A 12349-nucleotide genomic window follows, 5' to 3' on the forward strand; every position below is an offset into this window, starting at 1 on the left:
CTCCCTCCGAGTTCCTCGAACCTCCTTACGCAGAGGACCTGTTATGACCACTCTCACCAACGGCGAACTCCTCCTGGAGACCGTCGGCCTGACCAAGTCCTACGCCGGCGCCGACGGCGAACTCCCCGTCCTGTCCGGCATCGACCTGCAGGTCCGCGCGGGCGAAGTCGTCGCCCTGCTCGGCAAGTCGGGCTCCGGCAAGTCCACGTTGCTGCGCTGCCTGGCCGGACTCGTGCCCGCCAGTTCCGGCACCGTCACCTACAAGAACACCCCGCTCACCGGCGCCAACCCGGGCACCGCCATGGTGTTCCAGACCTTCGCCCTGCTGCCCTGGCTGACCGTGCAGCAGAACGTGGAACTCGGCCTGGAGGCCAAGGGAGTCGGCGCCGCCGAGCGTGCCGAGGCCGCCCGACAGGCCATCGACCTCATCGGTCTGGACGGCTTCGAGTCGGCGTACCCGAAGGAGCTGTCCGGCGGCATGCGCCAACGCGTCGGCTTCGCGCGGGCGTTGGTCGTCGAGCCGGACGTGCTGATGATGGACGAGCCGTTCTCGGCCCTCGACGTCCTCACCGCGGAGAACCTGCGCGGCGAGCTGATGGAGCTGTGGGAGTCGGGCCAGTTCCCGACCCGCGCGATCGTCCTCGTCACCCACAACATCGAGGAGGCCGTGCTGATGGCCGACCGGATCGTCGTACTCGGCGCCCGGCCCTACGGCACGATCCGCGAGGTCTTCGAAGTCGGCCTGGACCGCCCCCGCGACCGCGACTCGCCCGCCTTCGAGGACCTCATCGACCGCGTGTACCGGACCATGACCGGCCGCCACAAGGAAGGCCGCACACCCGGCCGTACCGAGGCCGTCGAGCTGGACAAGCGCACCCCCGCGAACACCCCTCTCCCCCAGGCCAGCGTGGACGGACTGTCCGGCCTCGCGGAGATGGTCCTGCACCGCGGCGAGCGCTGCGACCTGGCAGACCTCGCCGACGACCTCGGCCTGGAGATCGACGACCTCCTCCCCCAGGTCGACGCCCTCGACCTGCTCGGCTTCACCACCCTCAGCGGCGATGACCTCCTGCTGACCGACACCGGCACGGCCTTCGCGGGCGCCGACGTCCAGGAGTCGAAGAAGATCTTCGCCGAGGCGGTCCTGCGGGCCCCGCTGGTCCAGCTGATCACCCGCAGCCTGGGCCAGAACCCCGGCGGCACCCTGCGCGCCGGCTTCTTCCGCGACCTGCTCGCCCACCACTTCACCAGCGAACAGGTCACCGCCCAGCTGGAGACGGCCACCGACTGGGGCCGGTACGCCGAGCTGTACTCGTACGACGCCGAGCCGCAGGAGTACCGGCTCGACCGGGACGACGAGCACGCGCACGCGTGACGATTCCTGACGGCTCTCGCGTGACGGTCCCGACGGCTCTACTGGGCCTGGCCCAGCGCGGGCCGTCGTACCGGTGCCGGACGGGCCGCGGTGGCGCGCTCCCGTACGACCGCCACCGCGTCCTGAGCTCCCGCGCCCCCGCCGGGACCGGTGCCGCCGTCACCGGCCTCCGCGGCGAGCTGGGCCTCCTCCAGCAACCCGCGCACGTCCGCCGCCCGGTAGTAGATCCGCGTGCCCTCCCGCCGGGTGGTCACCAGCCCTGCGGTCCGCAGCCTCGCCAGGTGCTGCGAAGTCGCGGCCACATGGGCGCCGAGAAGTTCGGCCAGCTCACTCACCGGCAGTTCCCGACCGCCGCTCAGCGCCCACAGCAACCGGTACCGCGAAGGGTCGGCCACGGCCTTGAGTACCGCCACGGCCCGTTCCGCAGCCTCCTCGTCCCACGCCTGTTCTTGCGTATCCATGCAACTATGGTACCGGCGGCCCACACCGCCGGGCCGTGCCCGTCACCAGGGAAGGACACCCATGACGGCCCACGACACCTCGCCGCAGCCCGTCCCCGTCGTCGACTGCGCCCTCTATGAGTACGGCCGCCGCCGGCCGGGGCATCTTCCGCTCGACAAGGCCCTGAGCGCCGCCCGCGCCACCCCCGGCGGCTTCGTCTGGGTCGGCCTGCACGCGCCGACCGCCGGCCAACTCCAGGTCGTCGCCCGTGCCTTCGGCCTGCATCCGCTCGCCGTCGAGGACGCCCTGGAAGCCCACCAGCGCCCCAAGCTCGAACGCTACGACGACACGCTCTTCCTCGTCCTGCGCACCGCCGTCTACCTGGAACACGAGCAGCTGACCCCGACCACCGACATCGTCGGCATCGGCGAGATCATGGCGTTCGTGGGCCGTGACTTCATCGTCGTCGTCCGCCACGACCCCTCCTAGCACCTGGGCCCGGTCCGCAGCCGCCTCGAAGCCGACCCCGAACGGCTCGCCCACGGTCCGGTCGCCGTCCTGCACGCGATCGCCGACTCGGTCGTCGACCGGTACCTGGACGTCGTCACCGCCCTGGAGGCGGACGCCGAGGACGTCGAGAACGACGCCTTCTCCCCGGCGGTCGGCCAGGAGGTCGGCCGGATGTACCAGCTCAAGCGTGAACTCGTCGAACTCCGTCGCACCGTCGTCCCCCTGGCCGCGCCCCTGCGCGATCTCGCCGAGCGCCGCGTCCCCGGCGTGGACAAGGAGCTGGCCGCCTACTTCCGCGATGTCGCCGACCACCTCGCCCAGGCCGCCGAGCGCGTCACCGTCCTGACCGAACTCGTCGACAACGCTCTGACCATGGCCCTCGCCCAGACGAGCATCCAGCAGAACCACGACATGCGCCGCATCAGCGCCGCGGCGGCGCTGATCGCCGTCCCGGTCGCGATCGCGGGCGTCTACGGCATGAACTTCGACCACATGCCCGAGCTGCGCTGGGTCTTCGGCTACCCGCTGATGCTCGTCTCGACCGCCACCCTCGTCACCGTCGTCTACCTGGTCTTCCGTCGCAAGAAGTGGCTCTGACACCCGCTCTGACACCCGCTTTACGACGGCCTGGCACACTGTCCGGACCCAGTGGGCCGGGAAGAAAGGGACTGCACATGTCCATGGTCGGCAACCTGCGCAAAGTCGCGAACCTGGCGCGACGCGCCCGCCGTCGCGTGGACCTCAGCCACCCGGGCCGTTCCCCGCTCGGCTCCAGTGTCGTCAACTGCGTGATCTACCGGGACGGCATCCGCCAGGAGGCGTCCCCCACGGTCGAGGAGTCGGTCGCCCGGGTCCGCAAGACACGCGGCGACGCCTTTCTCTGGCTGGGCCTGCACGAGCCGAGCGAGACGGAGTTCGCGCGGGTCACCGAGCTGTTCGGACTGCACCCCCTCGCCGTCGAGGACGCCGTCCACGCCCATCAGCGGCCGAAGGTCGAACAGTACGGCGACGTCCTGTTCGCGGTCTTCAAGACGGTCACCTACGTCGAGCACGAGCAGCTCACCGCCACCAGCGAGGTCGTCGACACCGGCGAGCTGATGGTCTTCACCGGCCCGGACTTCGCCATCACCGTCCGCCATGGCCGGCACGGCTCCCTCGGCCCGCTGCGCGAGGACCTGGAAGCCGAACCGCAACAGCTGGCCAAGGGGCCCTCGGCCGTCCTGCACGCGATCGCCGACCACGTCGTCGACGACTACCTGAGCGTCACCGACGCCGTCCAGAACGACATCGACGCCGTCGAGTCCGACGTCTTCTCCCCGCGCAGCGCGCGCAGTGCCGACGCCGGCCGCATCTACCAGCTCAAGCGCGAACTCCTCGAACTCAAGCGGGCGGTGATCCCGCTCGGCCGCCCCCTGGCCTGGCTCGCCACCGAGCCGTGCCCCGCCGTGGACCCCGGGATACGGGCCTACTTCCGGGACGTCGCCGACCATCTCGCCCGCGTCACCGAGCAGATCACCGCCTTCGACGGGCTCCTCGACTCGATCCTCCAGGCGCACCTCGCCCAGGTGACCGTCGCGCAGAACGAGGACATGCGGAAGATCACCGCCTGGGCCGCCATCATCGCCGTACCCACCATGGTCTGCGGTGTCTACGGCATGAACTTCGACCACATGCCGGAACTGCGCTGGCGTTTCGGCTACCCGATGGTCCTCGCGGTGATCGCGACCGCCTGCTTCGTCATCCACCGCGGTTTCAAGCGCAACGGGTGGCTCTGACAGGCGGTGCGACCACGGGCGTCAGTGAGCCGTCAGGCGGGCTTCACGGATGCAGGTGTCGAGGATGCCGATCGCGGTGGCGATGTCCTCGTCGGTGTGGTCCGCCATCGCCTGCATGCGGAAGCGGGACGCGTCCGAGGCCACCGCGGGCTGTTCGACGAGGTGGGCGACCAGGCCGGCGCGGGCGATGAGGCCGGAGGCGGTGCGGCCGGTCGGGGTGTCGCCGATGAGGACGGGGACGACCGGGCACACCACGTCGCCCATGACCTCCAGACCGCGGGCCGTCAGGCCCTCGCGCAGCCGGGTCGCGACCGACCTGACCGCCGCGCGGCGGTCGGCGCCCTCGAGTGAGGTGACGACTCCCAGGGCCGCCAGGGCCACCGCCGTCTGCACGGGCGTGATGGCGCTGGAGAAGGTCTGCGGCCCGCCGAACATCCGCACGAACTCCCGTGCGGAGGCGGACGGCGTGGCCAGGAAGCCGCCGGTCGTCGCGAAGGTTTTGGAGAACGCGCCGACGACGAAGTCGACTTGGCCGAGGATGCCGTGCACCTCCGGCTGGCCGCCGCCGTGTTCGCCCATGGCGCCGAAGTCATGGGCCACGTCGACCATGAGCTGGGCGCCGAACTCCCGGCAGATTGACAGGAGTTCGGCCAGCTGCGGGGTGTCGGAGTCCATGGAGAAGACGCCCTCGGTGACGACGAGGACGGCGTTCTTGGTGTCGGTGGCGCGGATGCCGGTGAGGTGGCGGCGGACGGCGTCGTTGTCGAGGTGGCGGAAGAACTCGACCGTGGCGCCGCTCGCGGCGGCGCCCTGGCGCAGGGAGTCGTGGGAGAGCTTGTCGAGGAGGATGTGGTCGCGGCGGTGCATGAGCGCCCGTATGGTGCCGAAGCCGGAGGCCCAGCCGGTCGGGAAGAGCATGACGTGCTCGGTGCGCAGCGCCTCGGCGAGGCCGGCCTCCAGGGCCTTGCTCAGCGGGGTGGCGCCGCCCAGGGCGGGCGAACCGGCGGTGAGCGGGCCGTAGTCGCGCAACGCCTGGTGGGCGGCTTCGAGGACGGCGGGATGCCTGGTCAGGGAGAGGTAGTCCTGGCCGCCGAAGTTGGGGCCCCGGGTGATTACGCCGGTGTCGGACACGACGGTGGCGCGGGGAGTGAGGGCGGAGGTCTCGTAGCGGCGGAAGTACGGCCACAGGTCGGACTGTTCGCGGTCGCGCTGCCAGGCGAGGTAGGCGTCGTTGCGGGTGGTCAGATCGGGCCCGGACACCGTGCGGAACCGCATGATGTCCTTCTTCCGGGCGTCCGTACGGCGGGTGTCGAGATGCCCGGGAACGGTGGTGGTCATGGGTCGTCGTCTCCTCGGAGCGGGCCTGGTGGAGCCCGTTGTGGGGGGTGCCCCGATCAGGGGCTGCACGACGAGATTACGACCGGAATTCGACCTAACTTCCTTCTATATACGTATTTTTGATCTTCCGTTAGGCATCTCTGACGCCCTTCTGACGCCTGCCGTCCGTCGGACCGCTACAGGCCCACGTCTCGGCTGCGGATGTCCTCCAGGGACTCGCGACGGACCAGGAGACGGGCGATGCCGTCGCGTACGGCGGTCACCGGCGGGCGCCCGACCAGGTTGTAGGCGGAGGCCATGGACAGGTGATACGCGCCGGCCACCGGTACGGCGAGCAGGTCGCCGGGGCGCACGTCGGCGGGGAGTTCGGCGTCGGCGGCCAGGATGTCGCCGGCCTCGCAGTGGCGGCCCACGACGGTCACCGAGGCCGGGGCCGCGGCGCTGTGGCGGCCGATCAGGCGGGGGGCGTAGCGGACGCCGTACAGGGCGGGGCGGGGGTTGTCGCTCATGCCCCCGTCCACGGCGACGTAGGTGTGCGAGCCGGTGTGCTTGACGGACAGCACACGGTAGAGCGCGACGCCCGCCGGGCCCGCGATCGCCCGTCCCGGTTCGATGATCAGGCGAGGCACGGGGAGTCCGGACGCGCCGCAGGCGTCGCTGAGTTCGGTGCGGACCTTGCGGGCCAGTGACGTCAGGTCCAGGGCCGCCTCGCCGGGGCGGTAGGCGATGCCGTGGCCGCCGCCGAGATCGAGTTCGCGCAGGACCAGGCCGTGCTGTTCGTGCAGCCGTGCCATCAGTCCCACGATCCGCCGTACCGCCGCCAGATACGGCTTGACGCTGGTGATCTGCGATCCCAGGTGGCAGTGCAGGCCGGTGAGTTCGAGCTGCGGCTGGTCGAGTATGCGGGCGATGGCGTGCTGGGCGTAGCCGTCGGCGATGGACAGGCCGAACTTCTGGTCGTCGGTGCCGGTGCGGATCTTCTCGTGGCCACCGGCGCTGATGCCGGGGACGACCCGGACCATCACCTTCTGGTGACCGCCCGGGCCCACGGCCGCGGCCAGGCGCGCGATCTCCGAGGGGCTGTCGATGACGATCCGGCCGACTCCCAGGCGCAGGGCGGTCTCCAGGTCGCGGGGTGTCTTGGCGTTGCCGTGCAGCGTGATCCGCTCCGGCGGGAAGCCGGTGGTGACGGCGAGTTCCAGTTCGCCGGCCGAGCAGACGTCCAGGCCGAGGCCCTCCTCCTCGACCCAGTGCACCATGGCCCGGCACAGGAACGCCTTGGCCGCGTACAGGACTTCGGCGTCGGGGAAGGCGTCCCGGTAGGTACGGCAGCGGTCGCGGACCTCGGCCTCGTCGAGGACGTAGACGGGGGTGCCGAAGCGGTCGGCGATCTCGGCGAGCGGTACGCCGCCGACGGCCGGGCCGCCGGGTACGGGTTCGGTGGTCGTGGCCGGCCACACCGACAACTCGGCGGTCGTGGTGGGTTCGTGAACCGTGGTCATCGTCGTCTCCCCTTCAGACGGTTCGCAGTACGGGCGGCTCGGAAGGCGCCTGGGCGGCCGGCATCGGGGCCGGGGCGGTGAAGCGCGGGTCCACCGTGAGAGTCGTGACGCCCAGCGGGGCGGTCAGCGCACGCAGGGCGGGCTCGGCGAGGCGGATCCACGGCTGGTCCGGGCCGAGGGTGCCGGTCAGCCGGCGCTCGGAGGTGAAGCCGACGGCCGTACGGTCACCGAGCGGGGTGCGGAAGAGCCGGGCCGCACAGCCGGAGGAGCCCGGCCGGACCGGGACGTACAGGGGTCCGGCCGGGGACGGATCGGAGGGCTCGGGGTCGTCGTCGTAGAGGAGTTCCGCCATGAAGGGCCTCCTGGAATGCGCTGGTCGGGTGGTCCGGAGCGCCCCGGACGCGGGGAGGCGGACCGGGGCTTGCGATCGACGTTATGCCCGGGGTGCCCGGGGGTCGGACGGGTCCTGACGGGACGCTGACGACCAGCCGGACGACTTTGACGGGACGCTGACGCACCGGGGTGAAGGGCCCCGAACGGGTCGTCAGAGGTGTGTCAGGGAATCGCGCGGGGGCTGGGCGAACGCCTCGGCGCGGAGGTGTGATGGGGCCGTGGAAGCGATGTCCGAGTCCGGTCCGTCCTCAGCCGCCGCCCGTGTGGTCGTGGGGGTGAGCGGCTCTCCCGGGAGCCTCGTCGCGCTGCGTCGCGCGGCCGTCGAGGCCAGACGCCGCAGTGCCGTGCTCTGGCCTGTGCTGGCCTGGGAGCCGCCCGGTGGGGAGCTCGCCGCGCGTCGGTCCGCGGCAGCGGCCGTCCTGGTCGAGGACTGGGAGCGGATGGCGCGGGATCGGCTGCTCGACGCCCTGCGGGAGGTGTTCGGCAAGGAAGGCCCCGGGCTCCCCCTCCACGCCGTGCTCGCACGCGCTACGCCGGGCCGGGCGCTGGTCGCGACGGCCGACCAGGAGGACGACCTCCTCGTACTCGGTGCCGGACGGCGCAGTCTGGCGCACCGCGCGCTGTGGCCGTCGGTCGGCCGCTACTGCCTCACCCATGCCGGCTGTCCCGTCCTCGTGCTGCCGCCCTCTCCGCTCCAGCCCGCGCTGGCAGCCGCACACCGGCGCAACGCATGGCGGCTGCGGCTGGACACGGGGCGGATGGAGAGGGAGTTCGCACGGGTGCCGCACGACGCCTGACGGCATGCGACGCCGCGCCGCCGTTCAGCACGAGGGCCCGCATCGGATGGACCGGCCACCCCAAGGCTGCCGCCCGACGGTCGGGGCGCCACGACGGCACCCCCAGGATCCACCGCCGGCCCGAATGCGGCTTCAGCCAGGACTCAGCCACTGCCAGGACGCCACCAGGCCCACAGCACGGCCGTGACCGGCGGTCTCCCCCACCTCAGGACGTGGCCGCCGCCGACACATCCGGCTGTTCGGGTCGGCGCTCGGGGGCCGTGCGTACGGTCAGCACCATCGTGAGGCCGCCGCCCGGAGTGTCCTCTGCGTGGATCGTGCCGCCCATCGCCTCGGTGAAGCCCCGAGCGACCGCGAGGCCGAGGCCGACGCCGGCGCCGCGCGGGGAGTCGCCGTAGCGCTGGAACGGTTCGAAGATGCGGTCCTTGGCCTCGTCGGGGACGCCCGGACCACGGTCGACCACGCGCACCTCGACGCGGTCGGCGAGGGCGCTCGCGGACACCAGGACCGTCTCGCCCGGCGGGCTGTACTTGACGGCGTTCTCGACGACGTTGGCGACGGCCCGTTCCAGCAGCCCCCGGTCGACGGCGACCATGGGAAGAGTCTCGGGGACGTCGAGCTCGACGCTGTCCTCGGGGACGCCGCCGAGCGCCATCGGGATGACCTCGTCAAGGTCGGTCTCGCGGATGATCGGGGTGACGGTGCCGGTCTGGAGGCGGGACATGTCGAGGAGGTTGCCGACCAGGTGGTCGAGGCGGTCGGCGCCCTCCTCGATGGACTCCAGCAGTTCCGCCTGATCTTCCTCCGACCACTCGACATCGTCCGAACGCAGGGACGTGACCGCGGCCTTGATGCCGGCCAGCGGGGTGCGCAGGTCGTGCGACACGGCGGCCAGGAGAGCTGTCCGGATGCGGTTGCCCTCGGCGAGTGTGCGGGCCTGGTCGGCCTCCTCCTGGAGGCGCCGCCGGTCCAGGACCACGACGGCCTGTGCGGCGAAGGCCGCCAGGACCCTGCGGTCCTCGGCCGGCAGCACCCGTCCCGTCAGCGCGAGCGCCATGTGGTCGCCGACCGGTACGTCGACGTCCGCGTCGTCGGGAACCGCACAGGGACGCGAGCCCACGCTCCCGGCACAGGTCCAGGGCAGCACCTCGCTCTCGCGTTCCAGCAGCGCCACGGACTCCATGCCGAAGGTCTCACGGACCCGTTCCAGCAGCTCCTCCAGGCTGGTCTCGCCGCGCAGCACGTTCCCAGCCAGGAAGGAGAGAATCTCCGACTCGGCGCGCAGCCGGGCGGCCTGGTGGGTGCGGCGGGCCGCGAGGTCAACCACCGAGGCCACCGACACAGCGACCCCGACGAAGATCGCGATGGCGACGATGTTCTTCGGGTCGGCGATCGTGAAGGTGTGGACCGGCGGGGTGAAGTACCAGTTCAGCAGCAGGGAGCCGGCCGCCGCCGAGGCCAGGGCGGGGAAGAGCCCGCCGAGCAGGGCGGCCGCCACCGTCAGCGTCAGGAACAGCAGCATGTCGTTGGCGAGCCCGACGTCGGGAGCCACACCGCTCAGCAGCCAGGTCAGCAGCACCGGGCCGCCGAGGCCGACCAGCCAGCCCCAGATCATGCGGGAACGGCCCAGCCGCGCACCCCGGTTGACCGGGAGTCCGCGCCCCTTGCCGGCCTCGTCGTGGGTGATCAGGTGCACGTCGAGGTCGGGTCCGGAGTCCCGGGCGACCGTCGCGCCGACGCCGGGGCCGAAGACGTACTGCCAGCCCTTGCGACGGGAGACACCGAGCACGATCTGGGTGGCATTGACCCCGCGCGAGAAGTCGAGCAGCGCGACCGGGATGTCCTCGCCGACGACGTGGTGGAAGGTGCCGCCCAGGTCCTCGACCAGCGTGCGCTGGACGGCCAGTTCCTTCGGAGAGGCGGCGGTGAGGCCGTCGCTGCGGGAGATGTACACGGCCAGCACCTCGCCGCCGGCGCCCTTCTCCGCGAGCCGGGCGGCCCGGCGTATCAGCGTCCGTCCCTCCGGACCACCGGTCAGGCCGACGACGATCCGCTCGCGCGAACCCCAGATGGTGGAGACCTGGTGTTCGCTGCGGTACTCGGTCAGATAGGCGTCCACCCGGTCGGCCACCCACAGCAGGGCCAACTCCCGCAGGGCGGTGAGGTTTCCGGGGCGGAAGTAGTTGGACAGGGCCGCGTCGACCTTGTCCGGCTTATAGATGTTGCCGTGTGCCATCCGCCGCCGCAACGCCGGCGGGGACATGTCGACGAGCTCGATCTGGTCGGCGCGGCGCACGACCTCGTCGGGGACCGTCTCGCGCTGCCGTACCCCGGTGATCGACTCGACCACGTCCCCCAGGGACTCCAGGTGCTGGATGTTGACCGTGGAGATGACGTCGATGCCCGCGGCCAGCAGTTCCTCCACGTCCTGCCAGCGCTTGGTGTTGCGGGAGCCGGGGACGTTGGTGTGGGCCAGTTCGTCGACCAGGGCGACCTGGGGCCGGCGGGCCAGGACTGCGTCCACGTCCATCTCGGTGAAGAAGCTGTCCCGGTACTCCAGATCCTTGCGCGGAATCTGCTCCAGGCCGTGCAGCATCACCTCGGTGCGCGGCCGGTTGTGGTGCTCCACGAAGGCGACCACGCAGTCGGTGCCCCGCTCCACGCGGCGGTGTGCCTCGGAGAGCATCGCGTAGGTCTTGCCGACGCCGGGTGCCGCGCCGAGGTAGATCCGGAGTTTGCCGCGAACCATGGTCATCCTTCGAAGCGGTAGCCCATGCCGGGCTCGGTGATGAGGTAGCGCGGATGGGACGGGTCCGCTTCCAGTTTGCGCCGCAGCTGGGCCATGTAGACCCGCAGGTAGTTGGTCTTGTTGCCCTGGGTGACGCCCCAGACCTCCTGGAGCAGATGCTTCTGCGTGATCAGCCGTCCCGGGTTGGTGATCAGGATCTCCAGCAGGTGCCACTCGGTGGGCGTGAGGCGTACGTCGCGGCTGTCCTTGTGCACTTTCCTGGCCAGCAGGTCGACGCTGAAGTCCGCCGTCTCGACCAGCGTCGTCCCGGTGGCGAGCGGGGTCTCCTCGGTGCGTCGTACGGCGGCCCGCAGCCTGGCCATCAGCTCGTCCATGCTGAACGGCTTGGTCACGTAGTCGTCGGCGCCCGCGTCGAGCGCGGCGACCTTCTCCTCGGACGCCTGCCGGGCGGACAGCACCAGGATCGGCACCCGGGTCCAGCCGCGCAGGCCCTTGATGACCTCGACGCCGTCCATGTCGGGCAGGCCCAGGTCGAGCATGACGACATCGGGTTGCCGGGCGACCGCGAGCCGCAGCGCGGTGGCGCCGTCGGGGGCCGCGTCGACCCCGTACCGGCGTGCCTGGAGATTGATGATGAGGGCCCGTACGAGCTGCGGGTCGTCCTCCACCACCAGCACCCGTGTCATCGGCGTGCGCCTTCCTGTCGTACGTCGTGGGGACGTGCCCGTGTCATGACTGCGGGAGTCGGCGCACCCGGTCGTCCGGGCCGCCGACTCCCCTGTGGGTCGTATAACGCCATCAGCTCTTGGCCGTGAGTGCCTTGAGCGCGATGTTGAGCTCCAGGACGTTCACCCGGGGCTCCCCGATGAAGCCGAGGGTGCGGCCCGTGGTGTGCTCGTCGACCAGCTTCTGCACCTGGGCGACGGTCAGGCCGTTCTTCTCGGCGATCCGGTGGACCTGGAGGTCGGCGTAGGCCGGGGAGATGTCCGGGTCCAGGCCGGAGCCGGAGGAGGTGACCGCGTCGGCGGGCACCTCGGACGCCTTGACCTTGTAGTCGGCGGTCGAGTTGTCCTTGATGACCGCGGCCTTGGCGGCCTTGACCCACGCGATCAGGTCGGCGTTGTCACCGGAGCGGTTGGTGGCGCCGGACAGGATCAGCTTGTACTGGGTGTTGACGCTGTTAGTGCCCAGGCCGTTCTGCGGGCGGCCCTGGAACCACTTCAGGTCGGGCGACGCGGTCTCCTCGCCCTTCTTCAGCGGCAGGTTGTACGACTGCCCGATGAGCGAGGAGCCGACGACCTTGCCGTCCGCCTTGATCTCGGAGCCGTTCGCCTTGTCGTTGAACAGGGCCTGGGCGATGCCGGTGACGACCAGCGGGTAGATGACGCCGGTCACCAGGGTCAGCACGAGGAGGGCGCGCAGGCCCGCCCCGAGCAACCGGGCGGTGTTCGTAACCGAGTTGTTCATGG

At 71.1% G+C, this 12349-nt stretch carries 10 protein-coding genes and 1 pseudogene; 4 read left to right on the forward strand and 7 right to left on the reverse strand.

What is annotated here, in order from left to right; genetic code table 11:
* The first annotated feature begins 43 nt into the window (after positions 1-43).
* Complete coding sequence (locus EJC51_RS03060; protein WP_126269563.1) at positions 44-1375, forward strand: ABC transporter ATP-binding protein; 1332 nt, start codon at positions 44-46, stop codon at positions 1373-1375.
* A gap of 38 nt (positions 1376-1413) precedes the next feature.
* Here EJC51_RS03060 and EJC51_RS03065 read toward each other — a convergent pair whose 3' ends face one another.
* A complete protein-coding gene (locus tag EJC51_RS03065) occupies positions 1414-1836 on the reverse strand; it encodes an ArsR/SmtB family transcription factor (protein ID WP_126269564.1) in 423 nt (140 codons plus the stop codon).
* Positions 1837-1897: 61 nt separating this feature from the next.
* On the opposite strand from EJC51_RS03065, the pseudogene EJC51_RS48565 reads away from it, so the two are divergent.
* Positions 1898-2923 (forward strand): annotated as a pseudogene (locus EJC51_RS48565) (magnesium and cobalt transport protein CorA).
* 77 nt (positions 2924-3000) lie between these two features.
* Positions 3001-4101, forward strand: coding sequence for a magnesium and cobalt transport protein CorA (locus tag EJC51_RS03080; protein WP_126269567.1), 1101 nt, complete (start codon positions 3001-3003; stop codon positions 4099-4101).
* 21 nt (positions 4102-4122) lie between these two features.
* On the opposite strand, the gene EJC51_RS03085 is transcribed toward EJC51_RS03080, so the two are convergent.
* From EJC51_RS03085 to EJC51_RS03095, 3 genes are all read right to left on the reverse strand, one after another.
* Entirely contained in the window at positions 4123-5439 is a 1317-nt protein-coding gene (locus EJC51_RS03085; RefSeq protein ID WP_126269568.1) for an aminotransferase class I/II-fold pyridoxal phosphate-dependent enzyme, read from the reverse strand.
* Between the two features lie 176 nt (positions 5440-5615).
* On the reverse strand, positions 5616-6941 hold the full coding sequence (gene lysA, locus EJC51_RS03090; RefSeq protein WP_126269569.1) for a diaminopimelate decarboxylase: 1326 nt from the start codon (positions 6939-6941) through the stop codon (positions 5616-5618).
* Between the two features lie 13 nt (positions 6942-6954).
* The gene (locus EJC51_RS03095; RefSeq protein WP_126269570.1) at positions 6955-7293 is read right to left on the reverse strand and encodes an SAV_915 family protein; all 339 of its coding nucleotides are present in this window, start codon (positions 7291-7293) and stop codon (positions 6955-6957) included.
* A gap of 268 nt (positions 7294-7561) precedes the next feature.
* On the opposite strand from EJC51_RS03095, the gene EJC51_RS03100 reads away from it, so the two are divergent.
* The gene (locus EJC51_RS03100) at positions 7562-8131 is read left to right on the forward strand and encodes a universal stress protein (protein WP_126276777.1); all 570 of its coding nucleotides are present in this window, start codon (positions 7562-7564) and stop codon (positions 8129-8131) included.
* Between the two features lie 205 nt (positions 8132-8336).
* Here the strand turns inward: EJC51_RS03100 and EJC51_RS03105 are convergent, their stop codons facing one another.
* From EJC51_RS03105 to EJC51_RS03115, 3 genes are all read right to left on the reverse strand, one after another.
* Positions 8337-10880, reverse strand: a complete 2544-nt coding sequence (locus EJC51_RS03105) for a sensor histidine kinase (RefSeq protein WP_126276778.1) — start codon at positions 10878-10880, stop codon at positions 8337-8339.
* Positions 10881-10882: 2 nt separating this feature from the next.
* On the reverse strand, positions 10883-11566 hold the full coding sequence (locus EJC51_RS03110) for a response regulator (RefSeq protein ID WP_126269571.1): 684 nt from the start codon (positions 11564-11566) through the stop codon (positions 10883-10885).
* Between the two features lie 112 nt (positions 11567-11678).
* Entirely contained in the window at positions 11679-12347 is a 669-nt protein-coding gene (locus EJC51_RS03115) for a potassium-transporting ATPase subunit C (protein WP_126269572.1), read from the reverse strand.
* Positions 12348-12349 lie beyond the last annotated feature (2 nt).

It is taken from the genome of Streptomyces aquilus, assembly GCF_003955715.1.
Taxonomy (GTDB): domain Bacteria; phylum Actinomycetota; class Actinomycetes; order Streptomycetales; family Streptomycetaceae; genus Streptomyces; species Streptomyces aquilus.

What these genes read in the sequence shown, in the direction of transcription:
- EJC51_RS03080 (WP_126269567.1), top strand. Translation starts at nt 3,001, where the DNA reads ATGTCCATGGTCGGCAACCTGCGCAAAGTCGCGAACCTGGCGCGACGC.
- EJC51_RS03100 (WP_126276777.1), top strand. Translation starts at nt 7,562, where the DNA reads ATGTCCGAGTCCGGTCCGTCCTCAGCCGCCGCCCGTGTGGTCGTGGGG.
- EJC51_RS03095 (WP_126269570.1), bottom strand. Translation starts at nt 7,293, where the DNA reads ATGGCGGAACTCCTCTACGACGACGACCCCGAGCCCTCCGATCCGTCC.
- EJC51_RS03060 (WP_126269563.1), top strand. Translation starts at nt 44, where the DNA reads ATGACCACTCTCACCAACGGCGAACTCCTCCTGGAGACCGTCGGCCTG.
- EJC51_RS03105 (WP_126276778.1), bottom strand. Translation starts at nt 10,880, where the DNA reads ATGGTTCGCGGCAAACTCCGGATCTACCTCGGCGCGGCACCCGGCGTC.
- EJC51_RS03065 (WP_126269564.1), bottom strand. Translation starts at nt 1,836, where the DNA reads ATGGATACGCAAGAACAGGCGTGGGACGAGGAGGCTGCGGAACGGGCC.
- lysA (WP_126269569.1), bottom strand. Translation starts at nt 6,941, where the DNA reads ATGACCACGGTTCACGAACCCACCACGACCGCCGAGTTGTCGGTGTGG.
- EJC51_RS03115 (WP_126269572.1), bottom strand. Translation starts at nt 12,347, where the DNA reads ATGAACAACTCGGTTACGAACACCGCCCGGTTGCTCGGGGCGGGCCTG.
- EJC51_RS03085 (WP_126269568.1), bottom strand. Translation starts at nt 5,439, where the DNA reads ATGACCACCACCGTTCCCGGGCATCTCGACACCCGCCGTACGGACGCC.
- EJC51_RS03110 (WP_126269571.1), bottom strand. Translation starts at nt 11,566, where the DNA reads ATGACACGGGTGCTGGTGGTGGAGGACGACCCGCAGCTCGTACGGGCC.